This window comes from Labrys miyagiensis, from assembly GCF_030160835.1.
GTDB lineage: Bacteria > Pseudomonadota > Alphaproteobacteria > Rhizobiales > Labraceae > Labrys > Labrys miyagiensis.
The window spans coordinates 60,562-87,098 of record NZ_BSPC01000054.1 but is presented as its reverse complement, the minus strand read 5'-3'; the positions used below and the strand labels follow the sequence as shown (position 1 = coordinate 87,098).

General features: G+C 63.2%; 29 protein-coding genes. 12 read left to right on the top strand and 17 right to left on the bottom strand.

All coding sequences use genetic code 11. The features are described 5' to 3' along the window. The first annotated feature begins 86 nt into the window (after positions 1 to 86). Positions 87 to 707, top strand: a complete 621-nt coding sequence (locus tag QQL24_RS23820) for a glucose-6-phosphate isomerase (RefSeq protein WP_284314785.1) — start codon at positions 87 to 89, stop codon at positions 705 to 707. Between the two features lie 180 nt (positions 708 to 887). On the opposite strand, the gene QQL24_RS23815 is transcribed toward QQL24_RS23820, so the two are convergent. The 8 genes from QQL24_RS23815 to QQL24_RS23780 form a co-directional block, all read right to left on the bottom strand. Next, on the bottom strand, positions 888 to 1,382 hold the full coding sequence (locus QQL24_RS23815) for a MarR family winged helix-turn-helix transcriptional regulator (protein WP_284314784.1): 495 nt from the start codon (positions 1,380 to 1,382) through the stop codon (positions 888 to 890). Positions 1,383 to 1,512: 130 nt separating this feature from the next. Then, entirely contained in the window at positions 1,513 to 2,094 is a 582-nt protein-coding gene (locus QQL24_RS23810; protein ID WP_284314783.1) for an NAD(P)H-dependent oxidoreductase, read from the bottom strand. Continuing rightward, positions 2,094 to 2,396, bottom strand: coding sequence for a cupin domain-containing protein (locus QQL24_RS23805; RefSeq protein ID WP_284314782.1), 303 nt, complete (start codon positions 2,394 to 2,396; stop codon positions 2,094 to 2,096). Before QQL24_RS23805 ends, QQL24_RS23810 begins: the two co-directional genes overlap by 1 nt. A gap of 74 nt (positions 2,397 to 2,470) precedes the next feature. After that, positions 2,471 to 3,883, bottom strand: a complete 1,413-nt coding sequence (locus QQL24_RS23800; RefSeq protein ID WP_284314781.1) for an FAD-binding oxidoreductase — start codon at positions 3,881 to 3,883, stop codon at positions 2,471 to 2,473. 181 nt (positions 3,884 to 4,064) lie between these two features. Beyond that, positions 4,065 to 5,393 (bottom strand): cytosine deaminase, encoded by a 1,329-nt coding sequence (locus QQL24_RS23795; protein WP_284314780.1) that lies wholly within the window; start codon positions 5,391 to 5,393, stop codon positions 4,065 to 4,067. After that, positions 5,360 to 6,190: an ABC transporter permease gene (locus QQL24_RS23790; RefSeq protein WP_284314779.1), complete on the bottom strand. Its 831-nt coding sequence runs from the start codon at positions 6,188 to 6,190 to the stop codon at positions 5,360 to 5,362. The genes QQL24_RS23795 and QQL24_RS23790 overlap by 34 nt, the downstream gene beginning before the upstream one ends. A 12-nt stretch (positions 6,191 to 6,202) precedes the next feature. Continuing rightward, entirely contained in the window at positions 6,203 to 7,048 is an 846-nt protein-coding gene (locus QQL24_RS23785) for an ABC transporter ATP-binding protein (RefSeq protein ID WP_431310748.1), read from the bottom strand. 229 nt (positions 7,049 to 7,277) lie between these two features. Further along, complete coding sequence (locus QQL24_RS23780) at positions 7,278 to 8,294, bottom strand: ABC transporter substrate-binding protein (protein ID WP_431310747.1); 1,017 nt, start codon at positions 8,292 to 8,294, stop codon at positions 7,278 to 7,280. A 161-nt stretch (positions 8,295 to 8,455) separates the two neighbouring features. Between QQL24_RS23780 and QQL24_RS23775 the strand changes: the two genes are divergently transcribed. The 9 genes from QQL24_RS23775 (at position 8,456) to QQL24_RS23735 (ending at position 16,495) form a co-directional block, all read left to right on the top strand. Then, positions 8,456 to 8,842, top strand: coding sequence for a RidA family protein (locus QQL24_RS23775; RefSeq protein WP_284314778.1), 387 nt, complete (start codon positions 8,456 to 8,458; stop codon positions 8,840 to 8,842). 229 nt (positions 8,843 to 9,071) lie between these two features. Next, a complete protein-coding gene (locus QQL24_RS23770) occupies positions 9,072 to 9,929 on the top strand; it encodes a LysR substrate-binding domain-containing protein (protein ID WP_284314777.1) in 858 nt (285 codons plus the stop codon). 376 nt (positions 9,930 to 10,305) lie between these two features. Continuing rightward, the gene (locus QQL24_RS23765; RefSeq protein WP_284314776.1) at positions 10,306 to 11,376 is read left to right on the top strand and encodes an ABC transporter substrate-binding protein; all 1,071 of its coding nucleotides are present in this window, start codon (positions 10,306 to 10,308) and stop codon (positions 11,374 to 11,376) included. A 103-nt stretch (positions 11,377 to 11,479) separates the two neighbouring features. Beyond that, positions 11,480 to 12,373: an ABC transporter permease gene (locus QQL24_RS23760; RefSeq protein WP_284314775.1), complete on the top strand. Its 894-nt coding sequence runs from the start codon at positions 11,480 to 11,482 to the stop codon at positions 12,371 to 12,373. Continuing rightward, positions 12,370 to 13,206 carry an ABC transporter permease gene (locus tag QQL24_RS23755; RefSeq protein ID WP_284314774.1) on the top strand — a complete coding sequence of 279 codons (837 nt, stop codon included), beginning with the start codon at positions 12,370 to 12,372 and terminating at the stop codon, positions 13,204 to 13,206. Before QQL24_RS23760 ends, QQL24_RS23755 begins: the two co-directional genes overlap by 4 nt. Before the next feature lie 12 nt (positions 13,207 to 13,218). Next, positions 13,219 to 14,310: an ABC transporter ATP-binding protein gene (locus tag QQL24_RS23750; RefSeq protein ID WP_284314773.1), complete on the top strand. Its 1,092-nt coding sequence runs from the start codon at positions 13,219 to 13,221 to the stop codon at positions 14,308 to 14,310. 46 nt (positions 14,311 to 14,356) lie between these two features. Beyond that, positions 14,357 to 15,148, top strand: a complete 792-nt coding sequence (locus tag QQL24_RS23745; protein WP_284314772.1) for a transporter substrate-binding domain-containing protein — start codon at positions 14,357 to 14,359, stop codon at positions 15,146 to 15,148. 40 nt (positions 15,149 to 15,188) lie between these two features. Next, positions 15,189 to 15,857 carry an amino acid ABC transporter permease gene (locus tag QQL24_RS23740; RefSeq protein ID WP_284314771.1) on the top strand — a complete coding sequence of 223 codons (669 nt, stop codon included), beginning with the start codon at positions 15,189 to 15,191 and terminating at the stop codon, positions 15,855 to 15,857. Beyond that, the gene (locus QQL24_RS23735; protein ID WP_284314770.1) at positions 15,854 to 16,495 is read left to right on the top strand and encodes an amino acid ABC transporter permease; all 642 of its coding nucleotides are present in this window, start codon (positions 15,854 to 15,856) and stop codon (positions 16,493 to 16,495) included. The genes QQL24_RS23740 and QQL24_RS23735 overlap by 4 nt, the downstream gene beginning before the upstream one ends. A gap of 6 nt (positions 16,496 to 16,501) precedes the next feature. Here QQL24_RS23735 and QQL24_RS23730 read toward each other — a convergent pair whose 3' ends face one another. The 3 genes from QQL24_RS23730 to QQL24_RS23720 form a co-directional block, all read right to left on the bottom strand. Next, positions 16,502 to 16,762, bottom strand: coding sequence for a hypothetical protein (locus tag QQL24_RS23730; protein ID WP_284314769.1), 261 nt, complete (start codon positions 16,760 to 16,762; stop codon positions 16,502 to 16,504). Positions 16,763 to 16,766: 4 nt separating this feature from the next. After that, positions 16,767 to 17,780 (bottom strand): WD40 repeat domain-containing protein, encoded by a 1,014-nt coding sequence (locus QQL24_RS23725; protein WP_431310755.1) that lies wholly within the window; start codon positions 17,778 to 17,780, stop codon positions 16,767 to 16,769. Between the two features lie 155 nt (positions 17,781 to 17,935). Continuing rightward, positions 17,936 to 19,000 carry a CobW family GTP-binding protein gene (locus QQL24_RS23720; protein WP_284314767.1) on the bottom strand — a complete coding sequence of 355 codons (1,065 nt, stop codon included), beginning with the start codon at positions 18,998 to 19,000 and terminating at the stop codon, positions 17,936 to 17,938. A gap of 184 nt (positions 19,001 to 19,184) precedes the next feature. Here QQL24_RS23720 and QQL24_RS23715 point away from each other — a divergent pair, with 184 nt between their 5' ends. Beyond that, positions 19,185 to 19,709, top strand: a complete 525-nt coding sequence (locus tag QQL24_RS23715; RefSeq protein WP_284314766.1) for a hypothetical protein — start codon at positions 19,185 to 19,187, stop codon at positions 19,707 to 19,709. Positions 19,710 to 19,767: 58 nt separating this feature from the next. Here the strand turns inward: QQL24_RS23715 and QQL24_RS23710 are convergent, their stop codons facing one another. From QQL24_RS23710 to QQL24_RS23690, 5 genes are all read right to left on the bottom strand, one after another. After that, positions 19,768 to 20,637: a tetratricopeptide repeat protein gene (locus tag QQL24_RS23710; protein ID WP_284314765.1), complete on the bottom strand. Its 870-nt coding sequence runs from the start codon at positions 20,635 to 20,637 to the stop codon at positions 19,768 to 19,770. Between the two features lie 307 nt (positions 20,638 to 20,944). After that, positions 20,945 to 21,178, bottom strand: a complete 234-nt coding sequence (gene rpsU / locus QQL24_RS23705; RefSeq protein ID WP_068285423.1) for a 30S ribosomal protein S21 — start codon at positions 21,176 to 21,178, stop codon at positions 20,945 to 20,947. 133 nt (positions 21,179 to 21,311) lie between these two features. Continuing rightward, a complete protein-coding gene (locus QQL24_RS23700; protein ID WP_284314764.1) occupies positions 21,312 to 22,394 on the bottom strand; it encodes a 5-(carboxyamino)imidazole ribonucleotide synthase in 1,083 nt (360 codons plus the stop codon). Next, on the bottom strand, positions 22,391 to 22,930 hold the full coding sequence (gene purE, locus QQL24_RS23695) for a 5-(carboxyamino)imidazole ribonucleotide mutase (RefSeq protein ID WP_284314763.1): 540 nt from the start codon (positions 22,928 to 22,930) through the stop codon (positions 22,391 to 22,393). The genes QQL24_RS23700 and purE overlap by 4 nt, the downstream gene beginning before the upstream one ends. 300 nt (positions 22,931 to 23,230) lie before the next feature. Beyond that, a complete protein-coding gene (locus QQL24_RS23690; RefSeq protein WP_284314762.1) occupies positions 23,231 to 24,823 on the bottom strand; it encodes an OpgD/OpgG family glucan biosynthesis protein in 1,593 nt (530 codons plus the stop codon). 115 nt (positions 24,824 to 24,938) lie between these two features. Here QQL24_RS23690 and QQL24_RS23685 point away from each other — a divergent pair, with 115 nt between their 5' ends. Then, entirely contained in the window at positions 24,939 to 25,499 is a 561-nt protein-coding gene (locus QQL24_RS23685) for a DNA-3-methyladenine glycosylase (RefSeq protein WP_284314761.1), read from the top strand. Between the two features lie 54 nt (positions 25,500 to 25,553). On the opposite strand, the gene QQL24_RS23680 is transcribed toward QQL24_RS23685, so the two are convergent. Further along, positions 25,554 to 26,222 (bottom strand): FecR family protein, encoded by a 669-nt coding sequence (locus QQL24_RS23680; protein ID WP_284314760.1) that lies wholly within the window; start codon positions 26,220 to 26,222, stop codon positions 25,554 to 25,556. Between the last annotated feature and the right edge of the window lie 315 nt (positions 26,223 to 26,537).

Genomic DNA, 26,537 nt, shown 5'->3' with positions numbered 1-26,537 from the left:
TTGTCGGTTGATTATCGAAAATGTAGCATAGCTACACAATTTCGAGTCCCAAGGCTCGCTTCATTGCGTTGAAAGGTTGTGCTGAAATGCCGATGCGTGAACCCGGTATCTGCCGCGTCGATGTCGAAAAGGGCGAACTGAGCGGCGCCAGCAATCGCTACACCAGGACGATGGCGGACCTTGCTGGCCTCTATGCGGATGGGAGCGCCTACAAGGCCGTTCTGGCAGAGCTCGGCGACACGGTGGTCTACGAGGTCACCGACTTCAAACCCTCGGCCGATGCCGGCGACATGATCATCGGCGTCACGCGCATGATCCCTGGCCGCGTGGGCGATGAATATTTTCTCACGCGCGGCCACATCCACGCCAACGCCAACCGGCCGGAAATGTATTACGGCGAGGCGGGCTACGGCCTCATGCTGCTGGAATCACCCGCCGGCGAGATTCGCACAGTCGAGATCGGCCCGCGCAGCCTGTGCTACGTGCCGCCCTACTGGATCCACCGCTCCGTGAATGTCGGCACCACGGAACTGGTGATGACCTTCGCCTATCCAGCCGACTCCGGCCAGGACTACGACATCATCGCCAAGGCCGGCGGCATGCGCAGCCGTATCGTCGACGACGGCAGGGGCGGCTGGAAGGCGGTTGACAATGAAAGCTACCGGTTCCGCTCGAAGGAGCTGGTGGAAAGTATCATGGGGCGGTGACTGGGAGCGCGGACATCCTGTCCGCTCCTGAAACGAGTCGTTATGCAAAGGCACGCAAGCAGCTATTGAGCACACGCCCTGAAGCGGACACTGAGAAATGGATTGGGCGGTGCCTTATCCTGAAACATTATCGTTTCCAGAGCGGACAGGATGTCCGCGCTCCCAGGTCCGCGCTCCCAGTCACACCTCGTCGGCATCCCCATCGTCGGCGCCGTCATCGTCGTCGGGATCCATCTCGCCGCCCAGCGCGTGCTTAAAGCCCTTCTCGACGCGCTTCAGCAATTTGCGCAGGCGCTTGCGGTCCTTGCCATCGAGATGGCTGGTGGCCTCCGCCTCGATGTCGAGGGCGAGGGCGGCGATGGCCGCCGCCTTGTCCTTGCCGGTGGGGCTGAGCGCCACGCGCACCACGCGCCCGTCGCCGTCCGTCGCCTTGCGCTCGATCAGGCCTGCTGCGGAGAGGCGGGCGATCGTCTTCGAGGCCGTCGGCGGGCGTACGCGCAGGATGTCGGCGAGTTCGCTCATCGACAGCGCCTCGCGCCCAGCCAGTGCTTCGAGCACCTGCTCCTGGCCGGGAAACAGGCCAAGCGCTTCCAGGAGCTTGGCTGTTCGGGCCCGGTGCAGCCGGGCCACATGGATCAATTGATAACCAAGGGTCTTGGAGGCCGGATGTCGCATGGTAATAATCCGCCGGCTGATGATTTGATGTAGCCGGCTTCAAATACATTTTCTTGCAGAAAATGTCGAGGAGTACCTGCGAATACTGTGAAAATGGTTTTTGTTTGACCGGCGGGACAAGGCGGCGATCCTAAAGCCGCTCGAGCGCTCGCTCCACTTTGGCGAGGAAGGCCCGGCGGGTCTGATCGGTCGACAGGTTCATCGAGTAATGGGCGAGATAGCGGAAGGGTGCGAAAGGTTTCACCACGCCGCGCAGCATGCGCATGATCACGCGCCGCGGCGGATCGCCCATCAGGATCGCCTTGAAACGCGAGCCGCCATAGGAGGTGACCGCCATCACTCGGGTGATGTTGTGCAGCGCGCCCTGCACCTCGCCATCGACCAGATTGAAGGAGACGCCTGGCAGGAAGACCCGGTCGAAGAAACCCTTGAGAATGGCCGGAAAGCCGTAATTCCACACCGGCGTGACGATTACCAGCGCCTCGGCCCGTTGCAGCCGTTCGACATAGGCGGCGACGCCTGCCCGGTTCTTTGCCAAGTCATGATAGGCGCGCCGTTCCGCCGCTGACAGCACCGGCTGGAAATCCTCGGCGTAGAGGTCGCAATCATCGACGTCGTGGCCGGCCTTGCGCAGGGTCTCGACGGCCTTGGCGTGCAAGGCCGCGCCGAAGGATTCCTCGCAAGGGTGGGCGAACAGAACCAGGACCCGCATCAAGCCTTCATCTCGATTTCGACGAAGGCCATCGGGCCGGGCCCGGCATTGAAGACGTTATGCTCGATGCCGGCGGGGCGGGAATAGCTGACGCCGGCCGAGAGCGGCACCAGTTTCTCGCCGGCCGTGTCGACGATGCGCAGGGTGCCGTCGAGCAGCGGCACCACGGCATAGGGATATTCATGGCGGTGCCAGCCCGTCTCGGCGCCCGGCGTGAAGTCGTAGCGCGTGATGCGCACGCGCTCGTCATCGACCTGCAGGGTGCCGGTCGCAAGATTCTCACCGCTCTGGTTGCCGCACATGATTTCTCTCCCTTGGTGGGTATGGGGCAGGGCTGGTACGAGACGGCTTCGGGGACGTGCGCGTCGTCATACCATTACGTCTCCTCCATCTGCATGCCCCGGAACAAATAGGTCCGGCTCGAGGTGTAGTCGTAGTTCGGATCGTCCCAGGAGATCATCTTGCCGGGGTTGAGCAGGCCCTTGGGGTCGGCCTCGCGCTTGAAGGCGAGCTGCAGCGCGTCCGTCTGCTTCATGCCGCCTTCTTCCAGCGTGTAGCGGTGCGGATTGAACACTGGCGCGCCCATCTCCTCGTGGATGCGGATGATCTCGTCAAGCCGCTCCTCCGTGGTGAACTTCACCAGCGGCAGGCCGAAGCAGGTGACCTTGCCGTCGAAGCGCACGAATTCGAGGTGAGCCGGCAATTCGTCGCCGAAGCGCGCATGGATCTCCGTCACCAGCTCGAGCTGATTCGGGAAGGGATAGAGCACCTGCAGATAGGTGATGGTGGGATCGATCTTCAGCGCTCGCAGCGTGGTGTGATTCCAGCCAAGCTCATAGATGTCGGGCAGGCCCTTGCGATCCGCCTCGCTCAGACCCGATGTCGAGAACAGCAATTCGGCGCCCCTGCGCCGGCGCGTGAGGGTAAGGAAGGCATCGTAGTTCTGCGGCGCGATCATGGCGCAGACGATGTGCTTGTCGCGCGGGATCCAGCGCCGGTGCCGATTGAAATAATCATGCGCCGCGGGTGCGGCCACCACCGCAAGCTGCTTCTTGAGGATGCCGTCGGCCTCGCCCGTCTCGTTGGCAAAGGCGGCTGCCTCGGTGAGCGTATCGAAGCCGATGATGACATCCACCCATTCGAAGGCGGTGGTCAGCGGCATTTCCACCTCGGTGATGATGCCGTTGGTGCCATAGGCGTGGCTGACCTTCTGCAGGTCCTCGCCGGTGAGGTCGAGCACGCGCGGGCTTGCCTCCATCGTCACCACCTTGAGGCGGGTGACATTGCCCCAGTCGCGCAAGCCGCCCCAGGTGATCGAGCCGACGCCGCCCGAGCCGCCTGCGACGAAGCCGCCGATGGTGGCGGTCTTGGCGGTGGAGGGATGCATGCGCAGTTCCTGACCGGAATGGGCCTGCGTCCTGCTGTCGATCTCCGCCATCACGGCGCCCGCCTCGGCGACCAGCACGCCCGGCTCGATCTTCAGCACCTTGTCCATCAAGGAAAGGTCGAGCACCACGCCGCGCGAAAGCGGCATGGCCTGGCCGTAATTGCCGGTGCCGGTGCCGCGCGGGGTGACGGGAATGTCGAGGTCGTAGCAGGCGGCGAGCGTGGCGGCGACATCGGCGGCGGATTTGGCGAAGACGACGCAATCGGCGGTGATGTGGTCGAGCTGGCGCTTGAGCACCGGCGAATACCAAAAGAAGTCGCGGCTCTTCTGGCGCACGAGGGTGGGGTGATCCTCGATGCGGATGCTAGGCAGTCGGGCCTTGAGCGCGGCGATGTCGGTCATGGGACCTTCCTGGGGGCGCAGGCTTTCGGCCTGATCTTGGAGACGATACGCGCATGAGAAGGGAAGAGCAGGCTGGAAGCCTGCGGTCCCAGGAAGTCGGGGGGCGGGTCTTCAGACCCGCCTGCCGCGCCGGTGCCTTGGAAGAGGCGGGTCTGAAGACCCGCCCCCCGAAATGTTCCCCTCATCCCCCCAGTACTCCGTCCAGCTCTTCATAATCCGGCAACGCCGTATCGATCGACTGGCCACCACGCACCACCATGCGGTCGCTTTGAGGGCGCGAGAGCAACTCCGTCCAGCCGCGCGCCCGGAACAGCACCAGGTCTGCTGCCCCGCCGACGCGCAGTCGGCCGGCATCGATACCCATGACCGAGGCGGGGGTCGCCGTCACCGCCATCGGCCAGTCGCCGAAGGGGTGGTCGAAATGGGCGATGCGGCTCGCCTCGCGGAATACTTCCAGCGCATCGAGATCGCCATAGGCGTAGAAGGGGTCGCGCGTATTGTCGGAAGACACCGCCACCTTGACGCCAGCGGCCTTCAGCTCATGCAGCAGCGTAACGCCGCGCGAGCGCGGGGTGCGGCCGGAAACGCGGTCCTGGAGATAGAGGTTGCACATCGGCAGCGAGACCACGGCGATGCCTGAGGCCGCCACCTTGCCTATGGTTTCCTTGATCTCCTCCTCGTCCTGCCGAGCGAGTGAACAGCAATGGCCGACGGTAACCTGGCCGGCGAAGCGGTGGCGCTGGGCAGCCTCGGCGATATGGCGCAGCGAGCGCGAGGTCGGGTCCTGCGTCTCATCGACATGGAAGTCGAGGTCGAGGCCGTTGTCGGCGGCGACGCGGAAGAGCGTGTCGAGGTTTTGGTCGAGCTCGGGCACCATATAGGTGACGCCGCCCATGATGCCGTCATGGTCGCGCACGGCGGCCGTGACCTCAGAGACATGGGCGCGGTCCGAGACCTGCTCGATCGAGAACAGGGCAACGGCCTGCAGCTCGATGCGGCCGGCCCATGTCTCGCGCAATTCGGCAAAGACGGGCCAGGAAATGCCGATCTGCTTGCCGATCGAATCGAGATGGGTGCGAATGGCCGAGGTGCCGTGCGCATAGGCGCAGCGCAGCGAGAATTCCATGCGGGCGGCAACATCGGCAGCCGACCAGTGGGCCTCGCGGTCGAGTGTGACATTGTCGAGGGCGCCGAAGAAGGTGCCGTCGGGATTGCGCCGGCGCGGCCAGATATGGCCCTTGTCGAGATGGGTGTGCAACTCGACAAAAGTCGGGAAGGCCATGCCGGCCCTGAGCGCACCGGGCACGGCGCCGGCCGGGGCGAGGGCGGCGATCCGGCCGTTCTCGACGGTGAGGCTGATGCGGGCCAACCCGTCCTCGTCCGGCGTCAGGCCCGGCAAGGCCACAAGGCAAGCGGGCACGGTAGCTTCGATGGACCAGCTGCCCGAGGCAGGAATTTCCGGTAACGATGGCACAATCAGTTTTCCCGCTTCAGGGCGCTCTCGTGCCATTTATGCAAAAGCAGATGCGAGACGAAAGAGAGCAGCAGGAAGATGACGATACCGGACAGCGACAGCAGCACCAAAGCGGCATAGGCGCGCGGGTAGGCGAAATAGCGCGGCGCGAGATAGATGACATAGCCCAGGCCCCCGCGCGCGCCGCCAGCCCCGGTCGCGAGTTCGGCCACCACGGCGCCGATCAGCGAGAGGCCGCCGGCGATACGCACGCCGCCGAGGAAATAGGGCAGGGCGCTGCGCAGGCGCAGCACCCAGAGCTTCTGCCAGGGCGAGGCGCGGTAGAGCTCGAACAGGTTGAGGAGATTGTGGTCGGTCGAGCGCAGGCCGATCAGCGTGTTGGCAAGCACCGGGAAGAAGGCCACCAGCCAGACGCAGACCAGCAGCACCGTACCCTGCGAGAGAATGACGAGCAGGAGCGGAGCAATCGCCAGCACCGGCGTGACCTGCAGGATGATCGCATAGGGATAGAGCGTGTATTCGACCAGCCGCGACATCGAAAACAGCACCGCCAGCACCACGCCGCCAACCACGGCCAGCACGAAACCCTCGATCGTGACCTCGATGGTGAAGAGCCAGGCCGGGCCCAGCGTGTTCCATTCGCGGAAGAAGGCGGCCCAGATCTCGCTCGGCGCCGGCACCACCTTTTGCGGCGTCAGGCCGGCATCGACGCAATATTCCCAGATGGCCACGACCACGACCAGGAAGACGAGTGGCAGGGCCCATTTGAGGAAAGCGCCCGAGCTGCTCCGTGGGACGCTTGCCGGGTCGCTGGTGGCGGTGAGGGTGCTCATGTCGGCCTCCGCTCAATGTCCATCGACGGTTTCGGCCGCCTTGCCGATGGCCGTCGTCAGTGTGGCCGAGGCCTGGCGGCAATAATCCACATAGGCGGCGGAGGCACGGAACTCGGGGGTGCGCGGGCGGGGCGCATCCACGATCATCTCGGCGAAGGCCCGGCCGGGGCGGGCCGCCATCACCACGATGCGATCGGAGATATAGACGCTCTCGAACACGGAATGGGTGACGAACACCACCGTCCAGCCGAGTTCGTGCTGGATGCGGATCAGATCGTCATTGAGCTTCTGGCGCGTGATCTCGTCGAGCGCGGCGAAGGGCTCGTCCATGAGGAGGAGCTTGGGCTTTGTCACCATGGCGCGGGCAATGGAGACGCGCATGCGCATGCCGCCGGAAAGTTCGCGCGGATAGGCACCGGCGAAGGCGGAGAGGCCCACATTGTCGAGCGCATGCATCACGGTGTCCTTCGCCGCGTTGCGCGAGACGCCCTTGAGGCGCGAGGGCAGCCGGACATTGTCGAACACGGTGGCCCAGGGCATGAGCGTCGGCTCCTGAAAGACGAAGCCGACATCGCTGGAATGATCATCGCCTCCGCTCGGCCAGATGATGCGGCCGCTCGAGGTGTCGCCGAGCCCGGCGATGATGCGCAAGGCCGTCGACTTGCCGCAGCCGGAGGGGCCGAGCAGAGAGAGGATCTCGCCTTGGTAGATATCGAGATCGAGATGCTCCAGCGCCAGCGTGCCCGAGGAGAACACCTTACTGACATCGCGGAGCGACACGACGGTCTTGGGGGTGGGTGGGCGGGGAGCGGAGGCGGCTTGGTTCAATGTGAGGTTTCCAATGGCACGGAGCGCCACGCGAGCCTCCCCCACGAAGCTGGGGGAGGTGGCCGAACGCAGTGAGGTCGGAGGGGGTGTGGTCAGAATAGGGCGTGCGAAATGAAAACCGAGGCTAGCGTTTCCTGCGCCTTATCCTGCCCACACCCCCTCCGTCATTGCTTCGCAATGCCCAGTGACAACTTCGCACGCGAAGTTGTCACGGATACCCCCAGCTTCGTGGGGGAGGCTCGCGTCGCGCCCTTCATCCTCACTTCTTGATCAGATCCGAGCCGACATTCTTGTTCACGAATTGCAGCGTGTAGCCCTTCTTGAAATCAAGATCGGCGGTGTAGACCCCCGCCTGGACCATCTTGTCGAAGAAGGACTTCATGTGCTCGTCGGTCATGGCGCCGATGCCCCCCTTCTCGGCGTCGCCCGAGACCACCAGGCCATGCGCCTTAAGCTGGGAGACGCCATAGGCGATCTGCTCGTCGGTCATGTCAGGATCGTCTTTCTTGATCGCCTCGTTGGCGGCCTTGTTGTCGCCGTAGAGATAATTGGCCCAGCCGATGGCGGAGGCGTCGACGAATTTCTGGACGACATCGGGATGCTTGTCGATGAAGTCCTGCCGGGTGACGATCAGGGTCGAATAGGTGTTCCAGCCCTGATCGGCGATCAGGAAGACGTTGGGCTTGAAGCCGCCGCTCTTTTCCACCTGCAGGGGTTCGGAGGTCACGTAGCCCTGCTGCACCGAGTCCTTGTCGGCGATGAAGGGGGCGGGGTTGAAGTCGTAGGGCTTGACCACCTCGTCGGTGAAGCCGAAGGCCGCCTTCATCCAGGCATAGCCGGTGGCCTGGAAGTCGGGACCGATCAGGATGGACTTGGCCTTCTTGAGGTCCGCCCAGCTATCGAGGCCGACGCCGGGATGGGTCATCAGGATCTGCGGGTCCTTCTGGAAGGTGGCGGCGACGGCGACCAGCGGCACGCCCTCCTTCACGGCCGAGAAGACCTCGACCATGTTGCCGCCCATGTAGAAGTCGTTCTTGCCGGCAACCAGGGCCGTGGCGTTGTTGGCCTGCGGACCGCCCTGCACGATCTCGACGTCGAGGCCGTATTTCTTGTAGGTACCGTCGGCGACCGCCTGGTAGAAGCCGCCATGCTCGGGCTCGGCCAGCCAGTTGGTGCCGAAGCGCACCTTGACGAGATCCTCCGCGTGAGCGGCATTCAGGCTGGTAAGGAGCATGGCCGTCGCGATGAAGCCGGCCTTCTTGAGCATCATGTTCATTCGTTCGCCTCTGTTCCGTTCCGGCTTGAGATGCCGTTTGTGATCATGCGGGATGGCCAAGCCTGCCGCGCCGGAAGGGATTGTTAGCGGCAAATCGCGCTTGCACAAGAGACAAGCACGACTAATTTCGCGCCAGCTACTTTTGCCGAGGAACTGTCCCCATGCTTCGCGCCATTACACCGTCTTCCCTTAGGGCGCCCTTCGCCCGCTACAGCCACGCCATCGAGGTGCCCGAGGGTGCGCGGCTGGTGTTCTGCTCGGGTCAATTGGGTATCGGCGCTGACGAAGTGATACCGGAAGGCGCCGAGGCGCAGGCCACGCTGATCTTCAGGTCCATCGCCGCCATTCTCGCCGAAGCCGGCATGGGGCTTGGCGACATCGTACGCATCAACGCCTATGTCACCGGCCGCGAGCACATGGCGGGCTATATGAAGGCACGCGATGCGGTGGTGTCTGATCCGCCGCCGGCCTCGACGCTGATGATCGTTTCGGGATTCACGCGGGAAGAGTTCAAGGTGGAGGTGGAGGTCGTGGCGGCAAAACCGTGAGCCCGCCAATCCGCGGGCAACGCCCCTCATGACAGAAGGCTCTTGTGATTTTCGGCCCGTGTGGAACAATGCCAACACGCGTTGAGAAGGTTTGACGAGGGCGGCACAGGCAGGGGTATCACCATAGGGGAATCAACAGCATGGACCACCTAGTCCGGTGCCTCGCGGTGAATGCGTTGCACGCGTGCTCATCGCGCCTCCGGCTTGCCGGCTTTCTTCCGCGCCCCTCATGCTGAATCTTGACCCCTACTTGCTTCGCGCCTTTATTTCCGTCGCCGAAGTGGGGACGGTGAACGGCGCGGCGCTGTCGCTGCATCGCACGCAAGCGGCGGTCAGCATGCAGATCCGCAAGCTGGAGGGCCTGGTGGGGTCAGACCTGTTCGAGCGCAGTCCCAAGGGACTGACCCTGACTGCCGACGGACTTCTGCTGGTGCCCTATGCCCGTGAAATCCTCACTTTGACCGACGAAGTCGGCAAGCGTCTGAACGGCCGGCAGATCGAGGGACGCATCCGGCTCGGTGTGGTCGAAGATTTCGCGGCGACCCGACTGATCGACATTCTCAGGGATTTCCGTGACAAGAACGCACGGGTCGATATCGACATCCTGGTCGATTCCAATGCGCGCCTGGCGGCCATGCTTGAGAATGACGAGCTTGATATCGCTGTCTGCGATACCAGCCGTTGCAGCCGCAAGCCTGTGCATGTCTGGAACGAGTATCTGCACTGGGTTGGGCGTACCGATATCGAATTCATGCCGGACATGCCGCTGCCCGTCATCATGTTCGTGGAAAGCTGCCCCTGGCGAGGCCCGGCCATGGCGACGCTCGCGACACGCAACCGCAATTGGCGCATTGTCTGCGAGGCTTCAACCCTGGTGGCGATGGCGACGGCCGTCAGGGTCGGCATCGGCATCGGGCCAATGATCGCGGCGACCATACCCGAGGGTTGCCGCGCCCTCGACAGGTCGATCGACATGCCGGGTTCGGCCCGTGTCGACATCGGTCTCTACGTGCGCAGTGGCGCGCGCGAGGAGTCGCGTTTCCTGGTCGATTTCGTACTGCGCCAGGTTGAACTCGGCCACGCCTGAGAGACCGCCTGCGGCGGCGCTCCGCTAGAGCGTTTTGTGTTTTGACGGAATCGGCAAAACGCAAAGACGCGTCGGAAAACAAAGAGTTAGAGTAAAGCTGCGTTTCTACCAAAACGCGCTTTGCACTAAAGCGTTTTACTTTCAGATCGAATCACCAAGAATCGCAAAATGCTTTTGATACCAGTCAGTTAATTTCGAAATCCGCTCCTACTTGAACGCATTTTGCTCTAAGGGCATTCAGCAGCGCTTATACCCTCACATCTATTTTCCGGCTACCGCAGCCGGCCTTTTTCGGGCCCCCTCGGCCGTGCTGGCGCTGCCCACAAGAAGTCGGTCCACGACACGGGCATGGCGGCAGCCGCAGAGGGGAAACATCATGATTGAATTGTCGCGCAGGAATCTGCTCGCGCTTCTGGGCTCGATGAGCGTGCCCGCGCTGTTGGGGGTGGTCGCACCGGCCCGGGCCGCTGGCACCAAGTTGACGGCCGTCGAATGGGGCGGCGATGTCGTCAAGGCGATGAAGGAGATCGCCGCTCAGCAAAGCACCGTCGATATCGATTGGGTCCTCCATCAGGGCGGTGCCGCCGCCATTCTCCCCAAGATCAAGGCGATCTGGCCGCGCACCGATTTCGACTATGTCGCGGGCTGGGAAGGTTCCTTCAACAGCATGATCAAGGAGGACTGGCTGGAGACCATCGCACCGGCCGACATTCCCAATCTCGCCGACATTCCCGCCAAGATGATCATCAAGGACAGCAAGGGAGGAATCAAGGCGGTGCCGCGTGCCGTCGGCGGCATGTATTTTGGCTACCGTACCGATACGGTGCCGATGCCCGTCACCAAGATCGAGGACCTGTTCGATCCCAAGCTGAAGGGCGCCATCTGCTGGCCCGGTCCGACGCAAAGCATGATGCTGCAGATCGTGGCACTGGCGCTGCATGGCGGCGGCGACGAGAAGAACATGGAACCGGGCTGGGCCCTGATGAAGGATCTCGCCAAGTCGGGCAATATCGGCCGCATCGCAGTCACCGATGTCGACTTCACCAACTCCTTCACCGCGGGCGAGACCTCGGTCGGTTTCTTTGCGGAGCCGAGCTGGGCCGCCGTCGCCAAGAATTTCCCGGTAACCCGGCTGACCAAGCAGAAAGGCATGGCGACCTTCCTCTATCAGAGCGGCTTCGCCGTGCTGAAGAACCGGCCCAATTTGAAGGCGACGCTGGACTTTATCAATTTCGCCATCAGCCCGCCGATGAACGCGCTCTATGCCAAGGTCGCAGGCGAGGCGCCGCTCAATGCCAAGGCTGAGACGCCGGACAACCTCAAGCATCTCATCTTCACGGCGGCCGAACTGGACGAATATGTCCACGTGCCAGACTACGATGTGGTGCTGTCCAGCCAGGATGCCTGGGCCAAGCGCTGGGAAGCCGATATCGCACCGCTGCTCTGACACAAATCGAGACGAGGGCTCCATCGCCCTCGCTCTTCTCCTTCCCGCCAGATCGCCGTCTCCCTCACCCCGTGTGCGGGAACGGCCTGCAGGAGAATATGCTTTGTCGTCCCAAGCCATCCCTGCGACCCGCCCGTCGACGACGCCATTCCGCGATCGCGGGGCGATGCTGCTGCTCGTGCCGGCGCTGGCCGTCTTCGTGTTGATCTTTGCCGCGCCGCTTATCGATCTCGCGCTGGAGAGCTTCAGGCAATTCGTGCCGGGCCGGATCGGATCGGCGCCCGATTCGCCTTTCGTCCTCGACAATTACCGCGAGCTCGCCAGCCCCTCCTTCCTGGGGGTGCTGGTCGAGACTTTCCGTATCAGTCTCGCCGCCTCGCTGGTGGGCATGATCATTGCCTTTCCGATCGGCTATGGCATTGTGCGCCGCTTCTCGAGACGGGGGAGGGTCGCCTGCATCGGCTTGATGATCATGCTTGTGCTGCTCTCCATGCTGGTGCGCACCTATGCGCTCGAACTCACCTTCGGCTCGGTCGGCATCGCCCGTCCGCTGCTCACCGCCTTGGGTGTCGCGCCGACCAGCCGTTGGTATATTGAGACCCTGGTCGGGGCCGGGCTGTTGCACGCCGTGATTCCGATCAGCGTGCTGACCCTGATCGGCACCGTGCAGAATCTCGATCCCCGCCTGATCGATGCCGCGCAATCCCTCGGGGCGCCGGTCTGGCGGGCTCATCTTGATATCACCCTGCCGCGCAGCCTGCCGGCGCTGATTTCCGCATTCCTGGTCTCGCTGACTTTCTCCATCAGCGCCTTCGTCATTCCGATGGTGCTCGGCAAGGGACGGGTTCTGTTCATTTCCAACGTGATCTATAACCGCTTCAGCGACGTCTCCAATTACCCCAGCGGCGCCGCCGTCTCGATCACCATGCTGATCCTGACCCTTTGCGTCGTCTATCTCGTCTCGCTCGCACAGCATGGCGGGAGGAAACGCGCATGATCGCGGATGGCAGGACCAAGCTCTGGGGCGATCGTTTCGCCATCGCCGCGACGAACGTGCTGGTCGGGCTGGGCCTGGCCTTCCTCATCGTGCCGTTGCTGGTGGCCGGATTGCTCGCCTTCGACGCCCGTGACTATCTCGGGCCGCTGCCGCCGCCCAGCCTATCGTTGCATTGGTTCGAAAAGCTGTTTTCGCAGGATTACGTCGTGGCGGGGCTGAGCACCAGTCTGCAGATCGCAATCCTGGCAACCCTCGTCAATGTCGTGATTGGAACGGCAGCGGCGGTGGGGCTCGACCGCGGTGATTTTCGCGGCAAGGGCCTGATCATGGCGGCGTTCCTGTCGCCGCTGATCGTGCCGGCCGTGGTGACGGGCTTTGCCCTGTTGCTATTCCTGTCCAAGATCGGCGTGATCAACGGCTTTCCGCGCCTGCTGGCCGGGCACATCATCATCACGCTGCCCTATGCCCTGCGCGCCACCCTGGCCAGCCTGGTTGGTCGCGACAAGCGCCTGACCGAGGCAGCCCTGATTCTGGGGGCCACGGAGAGACAGGCTTTCTGGAGCGTCACCCTGCCGCTCATCCGCACCGGCATCGTCACCGGCGCGGTATTCACCTTTGCGATCTCGATGGACGACGTTGCTGTCAGCCTCTTCCTCACCGATCCCACCACCTATACGCTGCCGGTGGCGCTGGTGAGCAACATGCGGGCCTCCTTCGACCTCACCATCGCGGCTGCGGCCGTTCTGCTCGTCGGCATCACGGCCATCCTCATCATCGTCCTGGAACGACTCGTCGGTTTCGACCGCCTGATCGGCCAGGGCATGTTCAGATAACAGGAGCAGGACATGGCCAACTCCGTGGAATTCACCAATGCTGTCAAGCGTTTCGGCGACATGACGGCTGTTGATGACGTCTCCTTCTCGATCGCCGGCGGCGAGACCGTCGCTCTTCTGGGCCCGAGCGGTTGCGGCAAGACCACGATCCTGCGCATCATCGCCGGATTCGAGAAGCCGGATGCCGGGACCGTGCGGATCGCCGGCGAGGATGTCACCCGGCTCAAGCCTTATCAGCGCAATGTCGGCTTGCTGTTCCAGCACTATGCCCTGTTTCCGCATATGACCATCGCCGAGAATGTCGCCTATGGGCTGCGCTATCGCGGCTGTCCGCGCAATGAGATCGACGACCGGGTCGCCGAGATGCTCGAACTGGTGCGCCTGCCGGATTTCGGGCATCGCAAGCCTCATCAGCTCAGTGGCGGCCAGCAGCAGCGCGTCGCCTTGGCCCGGGCCTTGGCGACACGCCCCGGGCTGGTGCTTTTGGACGAGCCGTTGTCCGCTCTCGACGCCAAGCTGCGTCAGGAATTGCGGGCGGAACTCAAGCAGGTGCTCGCCGCCGTCGATGCCACCACCATCGTGGTCACCCACGACCAGGAGGAAGCGATGAGCCTGGGCGAACGCGTCTTCGTGATGAGAAGCGGGCATATCGTGCAGGCAGGGCCGCCGAACGAAGTCTATGGCCAGCCTCGTTCTCGCTTCGTGGCGGAGTTCATGGGGCGGGCCAATTGGTTCCGCGGCCGCCTTGAAGCCCGTGGCAATGGGCTCGCGGCCTTCGTCGGCGCCAATGGCATGAAGCTGGTGGTCTCCACGCAGCACAACGGCGTCGGGCGCGGCGAGGTCGATCTTTGCGTTCGCCCGGAGAGCATCGACCTGATGGCGCCGCAGGCCGCCGCGGCCTCGGGCGAGCGCAACCGCATTCCCGGACAGGTTCTGGAAATCACCCCGCTTGGCGCCATGCGCCAGGTGTTGATCGAGCTCCAGGGAGGGGAGCAGCTGCTCGCTGTCCAGCCCAATCGAGCCGGCGACGCCCAAGTTCCCGGCCAGCCCGTGGTGGTCGGGCTGCCGGCGGAGGGCTGCGTCGTCATCCCCGTCGCCGCTTGAATACTCTGCATCGTTGAAACGACCCATCCAAGAAAGGACGAGTTCCATGAAGCTGAATTTCCTCCTGCGTGCCGCCGTCGTGACCGCGGCGCTCGTCGCCGGTGCCATCGGCGCCAGAGCCGATGCGCTTGATGACATCACCAAGGCCGGCGTGATCAATGTTGGCGTCTTCGCCGACTTTCCGCCCTTCTCCTCGGTGAGTTCGGACATGAGCCTCAAGGGCTATGACATCGATGTGGCGCAGATCATCGCCGATGGGCTGAAGGTCAAGCTCAACCTGGTCAGCGTCACCGGCCAGAACCGCATCCCCTTCCTCACCGAAAAGCGCGCCGACATGCTCCTGAGCGTGGGTTACAGCGCCGAACGCGAGAAAGTGGTCGACTATGTCTCGGCCTATGCACCCTATTACATCGCGGTGATCGGTCCGCAGGCGCTGAAAGTGTCCGGCAAGGAAGATCTGGCGGACAAGTCCATCGCCGTCAATCGCGGCACGCTCGAGGACACGTCGTTGACCGCGGTGGTGCCGAACTCGGCCGATGTCCGCCGTTTCGACAATTACAACTCGGTGATCCAGGCTTTCCTGTCGGGCCAGGCGCAGCTCATGGTGGTCGGCAATGATGTCGGCTCCCAGGTGTTGGCCAAGCGCGTGGATCTCAAGCCGGAGCAGAAGTTCCAGCTCTTGACCTCTCCCGACCACATCGCCATCAACAAGGGCGAGCCGCGCCTCAAGCAGGCTCTGAACGACGTGATTGCCAAGATGGTGGCGGACGGCAGCCTGAACGCCATCTCCGTGAAGTGGCTGAACAAGCCGCTGGATCCCAAGGACCTGAAGGACTGATCGCGAAAACGGATTCCGGCTTGCGACAGAGGGCGCGACGATGGGCGGTGATCTCGACTTCGGATGGCTCGGCGAAGCGTCTGACGCAATCGCGAGGGGAGCGGCGACAACCATCGGCATGATCCTCGTCTCCGCCGTGGTGGGCATCGTCCTCAGCGTCATCGGCGCGGCGGGGCGGCGCAGCCGGCATGTGCCCATCCGCTATTTCGTCACTGGCTATGTCGAACTGATCCGCAACACGCCCTTCATCGTGCAGATGTTCTTCATTTTCTTCGGGCTGCCGAGCATTGGGCTGGTGCTCAATCCCCTGGTGGTCGCTATCCTCGCGATCACCATCAATTTGACGGCCTATGGCATCGAGATCGTCGGTGCCGGCCTCGACGCCGTGCCGCCGGGGCAGACCGAGGCCGGCATGGCGCTCGGGCTGCGACCCGGGCAGATCTTCGTCAAGGTGGTGTTGCCCCAGGCCTTGCGGGTGATCTCGCCGGCTCTGACCAGCCAAATTATCATCATGATGCTGGAGTCGGCCGCCGTCTCACAGATTGCGGTGAAGGAGCTGACCTATGAGGCCGACCTCATCCAGGCCAGAACCTTCCTGCCCTTCGAGACCTATCTCGTGGTCGCGCTGATCTATCTGGGGCTGAGCATCATCCTGCGCCGGGTGCTGCTGAACGGTGGCCAGCGCTTCCTGTTCAGAGGTGCCGCATGATGGACTTCACCCTCTGGGATATCGTGCGCAATCTTCTGCTGGCGGCCCGCTGGACGGTGCTCCTGTCGATAGCCGCCTTTATCGGCGGCGGCATCGTTGGCCTCGCCATTCTGCTGATGCGGATCGACAGCCGCAAATGGCTGCGGCGGCCGGCAGAATATTATATCGGCCTGTTCCAGGGAACGCCGCTTTTGCTGCAGCTCTTCCTGGTCTTCTTCGGCCTGCCGCGCCTGGGTCTGCGTATCGACCCCTGGCTGACCGCCGTGCTCGGCCTCACTCTGTGCGCCAGCGCCTTCCTCGCCGAGATTTGGCGAGGCGGTGTCGAGGCCCTGCCGCGCGGCCAATGGGATGCCGGGGCGAGTCTCGGCCTGCACTATTTTCTGCAATTGCGCCTGGTCATCCTGCCCCAGGTCTTTTCGATCACACGGGCACCCACCGTCGGTTTCCTGGTGCAATTGGTGAAGAGCACGGCTCTGACCTCGATCATCGGCTTCGAGGAATTGCTGCGTACCGCCAATGCCATCAACAATGCCACCTTCCAGCCCTTCATTGTCTATGGCTGCGTGGCCCTGATCTTCTTCGTGATTTGCTTCCCGCTCACGAGCTATGTGAAGGCACTGGAAACGCGGAAGGCGTGAGCGGGCCTATTCGGCCAGCGCCGCTTCGACCGCCGCCTCATCCACGTCCGCCAGCGGCGCCAGCACCTTGCAGGCCCTGGTCTTCACGCCCGGCTGCATGATCAGGATCACTGTCTCGGTGCCGGGGCAAGAGGCGTCGCCGCACTGGATTTCGCTCACCGACACCGTGGTCTCCTGGCCGAGGCCACACAGCGCACGAACCTGCTCCTTGATGGCGGCCGCCTTGTCGCGTTCGGCCTGGCTCGGCTTGCGGAACAGGCCGAACATCGGCTCAGGCCGCAGCGGGCAAGGTGAGGATGCCGGCCTGGCCGTCCTCGGTGCCGATGGCGAGCTGGGCGCCGGTCTTGTCCCAGGCGAGCGCCGTGATGTTCGAGCCGTCGACGGCGCGGCGCACCAGGATCTCGGAAGCGTCAGTCAGCCGGCAGAGCAGCACGCAACCATCCTCATAGCCGAGCGCCAGCACCAACGCCTTGGGGTGGAAGGCCACACGGGTCACCTTGGCGTGGCGGATGCCGCATTCTCGCGGCGCCTTGCCCATGGGGCCGTCCTTGGACTGGAAGGGCCAGACGATGCCGGCGTCCGCTCCGGAGGTGGCGAGCCAGTTGCCGTCATGCGACCAGGAGAAGGAGCGCGTCTTGGAGGGATAGCCCGACATGCGCATGTGCTTCCTCTCGGCCACCGACCAGCCATGGAGCATGTTTTCCTGCATGGAGGTGACGATGAAGCGGCTATCGGGCGAAATCGTGATGTCGAGGTGGCTGCCCTTCCATTCGTAGAATTCCGGCGTGGCCGTCGAATTGGGGAACCAGAGCGAGACGCCGTTGTAATGGGCGATGGCCAGGCGATAGCCCTTGGGCATGAAGGCAACGCCGCGCACGCCGGAGGGCGCCACCCACTGCTTCACCGCCCCCTTTTCGTCGCGGACGAAGACGAGCTTGCCGGCCGACCAGGCCGTGGCGCCGCTGGGAGAGACGGCCACCGCATCGATCCACTTGTTCTTGACCTCGCCCAATTGGCCGATCTCGCCATTGGCCGAGAGCTTGACCACCTGGCCATCATCGCCGCCGGCGACGAGCATGGTGCCGGTCGAGGCGACCGAGAGCAGGCCGGCATCCTCGAACAGCCTGTCGCGCTTCTCCTCGCCGATTTCGGCCCTGAGGACCGTGCCGTCGGTGAGGGCGAAGACCGGTGTTCGGCCGAGCCAGCTCGCGGCGAGCACATGGCCGCCAGCCTCGATCCAGGTGGTGCTTTCGGACAAGGAGGGGAAGGTGGTGGTGTTCACGATGAGGGGCTCTTGGGATAATTGTCATCCCGGACGCGCTGCATCGCGAAGCGGTGCTGCGCAGATCCGGGATCGCAAGAGGAGAAGGGTGCCTTTGTCGGCATGCGGTCCCGTGTCTGCGAAGCGTCACTGCGTGCCGCGTCGCGCACGGGATGACTTTACGCCGCGCAGTCGCGGAAGCCCTTCTCCAGCGCCTCGCGGTTGATGTCGTGCCCGATGAACACCAGGCGCGACTCGCGCTTCTCGCCCGGCTTCCATTCGCGCTGCAGGTCACCCTCGATGATCATGTGCACGCCCTGCAGCACGAAGCGGCGGGGCTCGTCCTTGAGGGAGAGGATGCCTTTCCAGCGCAGCAGGTTCGGGCCCTCGCTCTGGGCGATACGCTCGATCCAGGGCATCACCTTGGCCGGGTCGACGTCACCATCGATCTTCAGCGACAGGGACTGCATGGTCTCGTCGTGATAATGCTTCAGGCCGTGCTCGTGGTCGTGATGGTGGTGATCATGATCGTGATGATGGTCATGATCGTGGTCGTGATCATGCTCGTCGGCTTCCAGGAAAGCCGGTTCGAGATCGAGGATACGGTCGAGGTCGAAGGCGTTGCGGCCGAGAACATCGTTGATCGCCACGTTGGAACGCGTCGCCTTGTGCAGCTTGGCATAGGGGTTGAGGGCGCGGATACGCATCTCCACCTCGCGCAGCTCGGCGGGGGTGACGAGATCGGTCTTGTTCAGCACGATCACATCGGCGAAGGCGATCTGGTTCTTGGCTTCCGGCGCATCCTTGAGGCGGTCCTTCAGCCATTTGGCGTCGGCCACCGTCACCACGGCGTCGAGGCGGGTCTTGTCAGCGACGTCCTGGTCCATGAAGAAGGTCTGGGCCACGGGAGCCGGGTCGGCAAGGCCGGTGGTCTCCACCAGGATGGCGTCGAACTTGCCCTTGCGCTTTAAGAGGCCGTCGATGATGCGGATGAGATCGCCGCGCACCGTGCAGCACACGCAGCCATTGTTCATTTCGAAGACTTCCTCGTCGGCGTCGACAATAAGGTCGTTGTCGATGCCGATCTCGCCGAACTCGTTGACGATCACGGCGAAGCGCTGGCCATGCGGCTCGGTGAGGATGCGGTTGAGCAAAGTGGTCTTGCCGGCGCCGAGATAGCCGGTGAGGACGGTCACGGGAATCTTGTCGGAAGTCTTGTTTTCGGAAGCAATTAGATCGGCCATGGCAATCTCCGGAGCGCGGGGAGCGCTCTTGAAAAACGGATAGGCGCACGGCCAGGGCGCAATACCGCCTTGGCCGCGTTCGCTCAATCTTATATTGGATCGAAGCGGCCCGATGTAAGCCCCCGCGACGTGGATAGTGCGGGATGAGGTTCAAAAAGCACAGCGTCCCCATGTATGCTGGCGATTGCTGCCCGGCTTTGGCACGGATATCGTTCACCCGCTGCCATCGGCATCCGATGCGGGGAAGGTTATCGCCATGAAATCTGCGACAGCACCAGCACTCCTCCTTGCGATGATGGTCCCGGCTCTCGCGGCTGATGGCAAGAGCGTGCCACTGACGGGCACCTGGAAGGGCTCGTATCTTTGCGGGCAGGGCCTTACGGGATTGACGCTGTCTCTCGATCAGCAGTCAGGAGAAGCGGTCCTCGGCACATTCCATTTCTATCCCTTGCCGTCCAATCCGGCGGCCAAGGAAGGCTGCTTTGCGGTCGCAGGGCACATTTTCGAGGATAAGCGGGTCTTCATTGGCGCTTCGACCTGGATCACGCAGCCGAAGGATTACATCACCGTCGACCTGGAGGGGCGCATCGCCGCCTCCGGCAAAGCGATGAAGGGTGATGTGAAAACGCCTTATGCCGGTCTGTGCAGCGTATTCTCGCTGATCAGGACCTCGCCAGCACCATCAGCGGATAAGCCCTGCCAAAAATAGGGCAAGCCGCACGTCCGCGTGGTCGTGATCGCTGCCGCCGAAGCGGCGACAACCAGTCTCAGCCGGCTGGAAGCTGCGCCAGGCCGTTCTTGGCAGCGGAATTACCCGGATCGATTCCGAGGGCCTGATGGAAGCTCTCGCGGGCTTTCTGGATGTCGTTGAGGCCGGCGGACGCATAGCCACGACCAGCCCAGGAAGCCGGGTTCTTGTTGTTGATCTGCAGGGCCTGGTTGAAGTCGGCCAGAGCCTCCTTGTACTTCTTCAGCTGCAGATAGGAAGTGCCGCGCGAATAATAGGGCGCCTCGGCCAGCGGATCGTTGGAGATCGCCGAGGTGAAGTCGTCGATGGCCACCTCGTGATTGGCACTGGCCTGGCGGATCAGGCCGCGATTGTAATAGGCCTCGGCCGTTTCCGGCTTGATCTGGATGGCCTTGTCGTAGTCGGCCATGGCCTGCTGGGTCTGGCCCTGCAGGCGATAGATGTTGCCGCGGCCGACATAGGCCGGCGCATAGTTGGGATCGACCGAGATGACCTTGTTGTAATCGGCGAGCGCCTGGTCGGTCTGGCCGGTCTGGCGGTAGACGAGGGCGCGGTTGGCGAGGGCCTGCGCGAAGTTCGGATCGAGCTGGAGGGCGCGATTGAAATCGGAGACCGCCGGGCCGAACTGCTTGGAGCGCGCATAGGCGGAGCCGCGCATGTTCCAGGCTTCCGGATCGTTCGGGTTCTTCTCGATCACCTGGGTGAGGGAGGAGATGTCGGTGGAGGCCACCTGGTAGCTCTCGCCACCGTCATCGGCATTGCCGACACGCCCCACGGTCTCGCAGCTCATCAGGCCAAGGCTGGCAGCACCCAGCAACAGGGCGGCCACGAACAGGGAGCGCGAACTCCGCTGGGTGGCCGGTGCGGCTGCATTCATGGGGTCTGTCATCATTCTGATCCGGACAGTTCGAGACAAGTCACAATGGCCAGGGACCTTCGCCCTCGAGGCCTTGGGCCGGCAATTTGCCGCATTAACCTTGCTGGAAGGTAAAGCCTTCCCTTGAACTTTTCGCAAACGCAGCGTTTGCCGGCTTCCTGACTTAACGTCAAGCGCCTTGCGCGCGTCGTCCCCGTTGTCGATCCCGAAGCCGCTAACGGCAAATCTGGGCAAGGCTGTGACAAACGCACAAAACACAAACGCCCGGCCAAATGCCCGGGCGTTCGTCGGAGACGGTAACTTCGATCGGAAGCGGAGCTTACTTCTTCACAACGCGGGGCGTTGCGGGAATCAGGCCTTCGCGCTGCAGCTTCTTGCGAGCGAGCTTGCGGGCGCGACGAACGGCCTCGGCGGCCTCGCGGGCACGCTTTTCCGACGGCTTCTCATAATGGCCACGGAGCTTCATTTCACGGAAAATGCCTTCGCGCTGCATCTTCTTCTTGAGCGCCTTCAGAGCCTGATCAACATTGTTATCGCGAACGAGAACCTGCACGCGTGCTGTCCTATACTTGATGTGAATTGCTGCGGCGGCTTGGCGCAAGAAAACCCAGTGCCAAGGCACCGCCGAATTTGGAAGCGGCGTCATATCAGACGGGGCTTCACCTGTCCATACAGTTTAGCATGGATCAGCGACTCTTGGGGAAAATCCGTGTGACGTGGCCCATTTTCCGGCCCGCACGCGCTTCATGCTTGCCATAAAGATGGACGGAGGCATTCGGCTCGGCCGCGAGCGCGCGCCAGGAATTGACACTGTCGCCTATGAGATTGGTCATCACGGCATCGCTGTGACGATCGGTCGAGCCGAGCGGCCAGCCACAGACGGCGCGCACGTGATTCTCGAACTGGCTGACCAGGCAGGCATTCTGCGTCCAGTGGCCGGAATTGTGCACGCGCGGCGCAATCTCGTTGACAAGCACGTTGTGATCGGCGGTGACGAACATCTCCACTGCCAAAACTCCGACATAGTCGAGGGCGGCGATGATTCTGATGGCGATGGCGCGGGCCTGGTTCTCCACCAGGGCCGACAGGCGCGAGGGCACGATCGACTGGTCGAGGATATGGTCGTGATGCTCGTTCTCGACGAGGTCATAGGTGCGGGCAGCACCGTCGTCGCCGCGGACCGCAACCACGGAGACCTCGGCCACGAAAGGCACGAAGGCTTCCAGGATGGCAGGCTGGCCGCCCATGCGGGCAAGAGCCTCGGAGAGGTCGCTGCCGGGCCGGATGATGGTCTGGCCCTTGCCGTCATAGCCGAAACGGCGCGTCTTCAAGACGCTCGGGCGCCCGAGCGCGGCGACGGCGGAGGCAAGGTCGGCCTGGCTGTCGACGGCGCGAAAGTCCGCCGTGCCGATGCCGAGCGAGCGCACGAAGGTCTTTTCCGTCAGGCGGTCGGCCGTGGTCTCCAAAGCGCGAACGGCCGGCAGGACCGGGCGCGCTGCCGAAAGGATGGCGGCGGTGGCGGCCGGGATGTTTTCGAACTCATAAGTGATCGCATCGACGCTTTCGGCGAAGGCGGCGAGGGCGGCGGGATCCTCATAGGCGGCACAGGTATAGCGGTCGGCGATCTGGAAGGCGGGGCTTGCCTTGTCGGGACAATAGATATGGCTCTGGATGCCGAGCTCCGCCGCGGCCAGCGCCAGCATGCGGCCGAGCTGGCCGCCACCCAGGATACCGAGCGTCCCGCCCGGCGGCACACGCACGCCGCTCATGCCTTGGGAGCCTCGTCATTGCTGGGATGCTCGGCGATGGCGGCTGTCTGCGCGGCACGGTAGCGATCGAGCCGGGCAGCGAGGCCTTCATCGTGCAAAGCGAGCACGGCCGCCGCCAGCAGCGCGGCATTGACGGCGCCGGGACGGCCGATGGCCAGCGTGCCGACGGGAATGCCGGCCGGCATCTGCACGATGGAATGCAGGCTGTCGACGCCCGCCAAGGCCTTGGATTCGACCGGCACGCCGAAGACGGGCAGGGGGGTGAGCGCGGCAGCCATGCCGGGCAGGTGAGCGGCGCCGCCGGCCCCGGCGATGACGAGCTGGTAGCCCTTGGCCTTGGCCGTCCTGGCGAAATCGTAGAGACGGTCGGGCGTGCGATGGGCCGAGATGATCAGCGCTTCATAGCCGACGCCCAGCGTTTCCAGGGTCTGCGCCGCATGGCGCATCGTGGCCCAGTCGGACTGGCTGCCCATGATGATGGCGACAGGCTTGCTAGCGACAGGCTTGGCCTGCCCCGCCGCGGCGGTTGTTGGCATCGAGACTTCCTTCGGCAAAAGGGGTGTCTAGTGCATGACGCGGCGTTTGGGAAGAACCTGGGAGCGCGGACATCTCAGCCACAACCACCAAGATGGTTGTGGCGGTGTCCGCTGTTTCGTCCGGGGCGCCGGCCTCAATCGGTGTGCCGGTCTTCAGACCGGCATGCCCTGGACATAAGTGGCAAGATGCCGGTCTGAAGACCCGCACACCGATCACGCTCTTTCCTGCCAACGGCACCTTTCCAAGAGCGGACACCGCCACAACCATCTTGGTGGTTGTGGCGGTGTCCGCGCTCCCAGTCAGAACGGGTGGTACTGATAGAGCCAGGTCTCGCTCAGCACCTTGTCGCCGAGCTTGAGATAGCAGCGCATCTCCACCGGATCGGGGCCGGTGACCTGCAGGTCGAACTGGGCGCGCCAATGACCGTTGATGCCATCCGGCACCGCCTCGGTGAAAATATAGGAGAGCTCGCCGCGCGAGGCGGTGATGACCGGAACAGGCTTCACGCCATAAGGCAGGTCCTTGAGGGAGTCGCCCAGGAACTCGATCATGAACTTGCGCAGGCCCGGCGGGCGCGGCTGGCCGGGATGGCCGCCATTGCCGAGGCGCGTCGCCACCACCCGTGCGAGATTGGTGGGGAAGGGCTCGTCCGCCGCCCAGTGCAGGCGGTATTTCAGGTTGAACTCCTGGCCGGCCTTGACCGGATCCTTCGGCACCCACATGGCGACCACATTGTCGTGGATCTCGTCATCGGTGGGGATCTCGATGAGCTGCACCTGGCCCTCGCCGAAGGGCGCCAAGGGCTCGACCCAGAGCGAGGGCCGCCGGTCATACATCACGCCGTCGAGGTAATGGTCGAAGATGCGGTCACGCTGCAGCAAGCCGAAACCGCGGGGATTGGAATCGATGAAGGCCGAGGTGGTCGTCGCCGGCACATTGTTGAGCGGGCGCCAGATGTGCTCTCCCCCTCCCGTCCACATCGCCAGGCCGTCGGAATCATGAACCTCCGGCCGCCAGTCGATTGCTGTCTGCTTGATGGTCTCCGAGAACCAGTACATCGAGGTCAGCGGCGTCAGGCCGAAGCGGTTGATGTCGTTGCGCGTGAAGACATGCGCATCGATGTCCATCAGCACGGCCTTGTCGCGCGTCATCAGGAAGGAGAAGGCGCCGGCGACGGACGGGCCGTCGAGCAGGGCATAGACCTTGACCTGGTTGGTGGATCCAGCCACCGGCTCCAGCCAGAATTCCTTGAAGTCGGGGAATTCCTCCTGGTGCGGCGGGTTTGGATCAGCCGCATTCACGGCAAGGCCGCGGGCGGAGAGGCCATATTGATAGAGCTCACCAATGGCGCGGAAATAGGACGCGCCGAGGAAGGCGACCCAGTCATTCTTCTTCCAGTCGATCGGGCCGGTGCGCGGCTCCTGGAAGCGGAAACCGGCAAAGCCGACGCCGTCGGGCAAGGCCTGGGCCGGGCTGTCGGCCGGCATGTCGAAGGAGGATTTGCGGTAGATGATCTCGCTGGCGTTCTTGCCGTCGACCACGTTGATCGTCACCTTCTTCTGGAAGAAGGTGCCAAGATGGAAGAAGGTCACCGGGAAGGGGGCAGGTCCGTTCGCCCAGAGCGCGTCTTCGGTCTTGAACTTGATCTTGCCGAGCTCTTCATAGGTCAGCTTCGAGGTGATGTCCGCCGCGGGCTTCTCGGCCGGCACATAGGCTTCGGTCGCCAGCTTGCGAGCCCGGTCGACCAGACCGTCGAAGGAGAAGGGTTCGGCGGGGCCGAAAGTCAAGGCCCCTTCATCGGCGAATGCGGCCGCGGGCAAGCCCAGAGCAATCAGGGTCGAAAGGCTCACGGCTCCCTGGAGGAATAGCCGCCGGTCGAAAGCGTCGTTCATCAACAAGTTCCTAACTCAAACCGAGCCGCAAGCTAAACAGGGATTATCAGGTGTCAATGCCAAGCTGTCTTAAACATGGCCTATTTCATGACAATAGATTAATCCCACCGACGCCATGACCTTCCTTCCCGCTTCTTTCTATAACCGCAATGTCCTTCAGGTGGCGCGCGATTTGATCGGCGTGACGCTCCTGGTCGACGGAGTCGGTGGCGCGATCGTCGAAACCGAGGCCTATGATCGCGACGATCCGGCCTCGCACACCTTTCGCGGACAGACGCCGCGCAACACCGTGATGTTCGGCGAGCCCGGCCACATCTATATCTATCTATCCTACGGTATGCATTGGTGCGCCAATCTCGTCAGCGGCGAGGGTGGGCGGGCTAGCGCCGTGCTGCTGCGCGCGATCGAGCCGGAGGTGGGGATCGAGCGCATGGAGGAACGGCGGGGCGTCACGAAGCGGACGTTGCTCTGCTCCGGTCCGGGCCGGCTCTGCGAGGCCCTCGGCCTCACCGGTGCGCAGAACGGACTTGCGCTGACGCAGCTTCCTTTCGAACTCCAGCGCCGCCGGGAGGAACCGCCCATCGTCGCCGGGCCACGCATCGGCATCACCAAGGCGGTGGAGCGGCCCTGGCGTTTCGGGTGGGAAGGCTCGAAATTCCTCAGCAAGAAGTTCTGAAACGAAAAGGGCCCGAGAACGGGCCCTTTCCTCGGTTTTGCGTAGGGCGTTGTCCTACTTGCCGCCGAAGATGTCGCAGATCTTGGAGTTCGGCGAGCCGGTGCAGTGTTCCGTGGGCGAACCCTGGGCGGGAACGATGCGGATGAGGCGGTCATCGCCGACGAGGGCGGTCTCGCCCGGCTTGACGATCTTGCAGTAGCCGATCGGGCGATGCGGTGGGCAGATGAAGGTCTTGCCCTCGTAAAGCGTGATGGCGCTGGTCGGGGTGCGCGAATCAACCTGGAATTTCGTGCCGCGGACACCAATCGAGGCCTGAGGGGCCTGGATCTTGTAGGCGCTCTTGGCCGAGTCGCCCGTCGCGAAACGGAAGGCGCCGCGAGCGAATTGCAGCACCACGGAGTTGGCCTTGCCGTTGCCGGCATAGACGAAGGTGTCCAGGGTCACCGAAGAGTGCGAGCCCAGCATGAGGTGGGTGTTGTCGAGGAAGCGCAGCTCGATCACACCACTGGGGCCGGTGTCGATCTTCTCGCCCTGGTGGACCTTGGAGCCAATCTCGAGCAGGCCGGAAACGGTGCCATGGACCGCCGGCGTGAGGCCGACCACATCGCCGATCACCGTCGGGTCCTGGGCGGCGGGCGCTCTTTGAGCATAGGCTGTCTTGAAGGAGTTGGCTGCAAGCAAAATCAGCAGCACCGGGACAAGGCGCAGGAGGCGGGCGATCATGACGAGTTTCGAACCATTAAGCGAATGTTACGTTTGTGCGTCGTCTGGTTCCTTTTATATTAACGCCTTAGCAAGGGAAAAGTGAAGCGCTATTAATCATGATGAGCGTTGCTTGCCCGAAATCAAGATGCGTGTTGCTTTTTTGCACCCCAATTGATCCAAGGATACGTAGAGAATTGATAGTAACCGAGGGGTAGAGCTTAATCCTTTTCGATCTAATCCTCTTTGCTCCCTGAGCCTCAAAAGGGAGATCGAGAGTTTAAGTTTCTCATATTACACTACGGAACTAACTCTTTTGAGGTAGGGTGGATATCT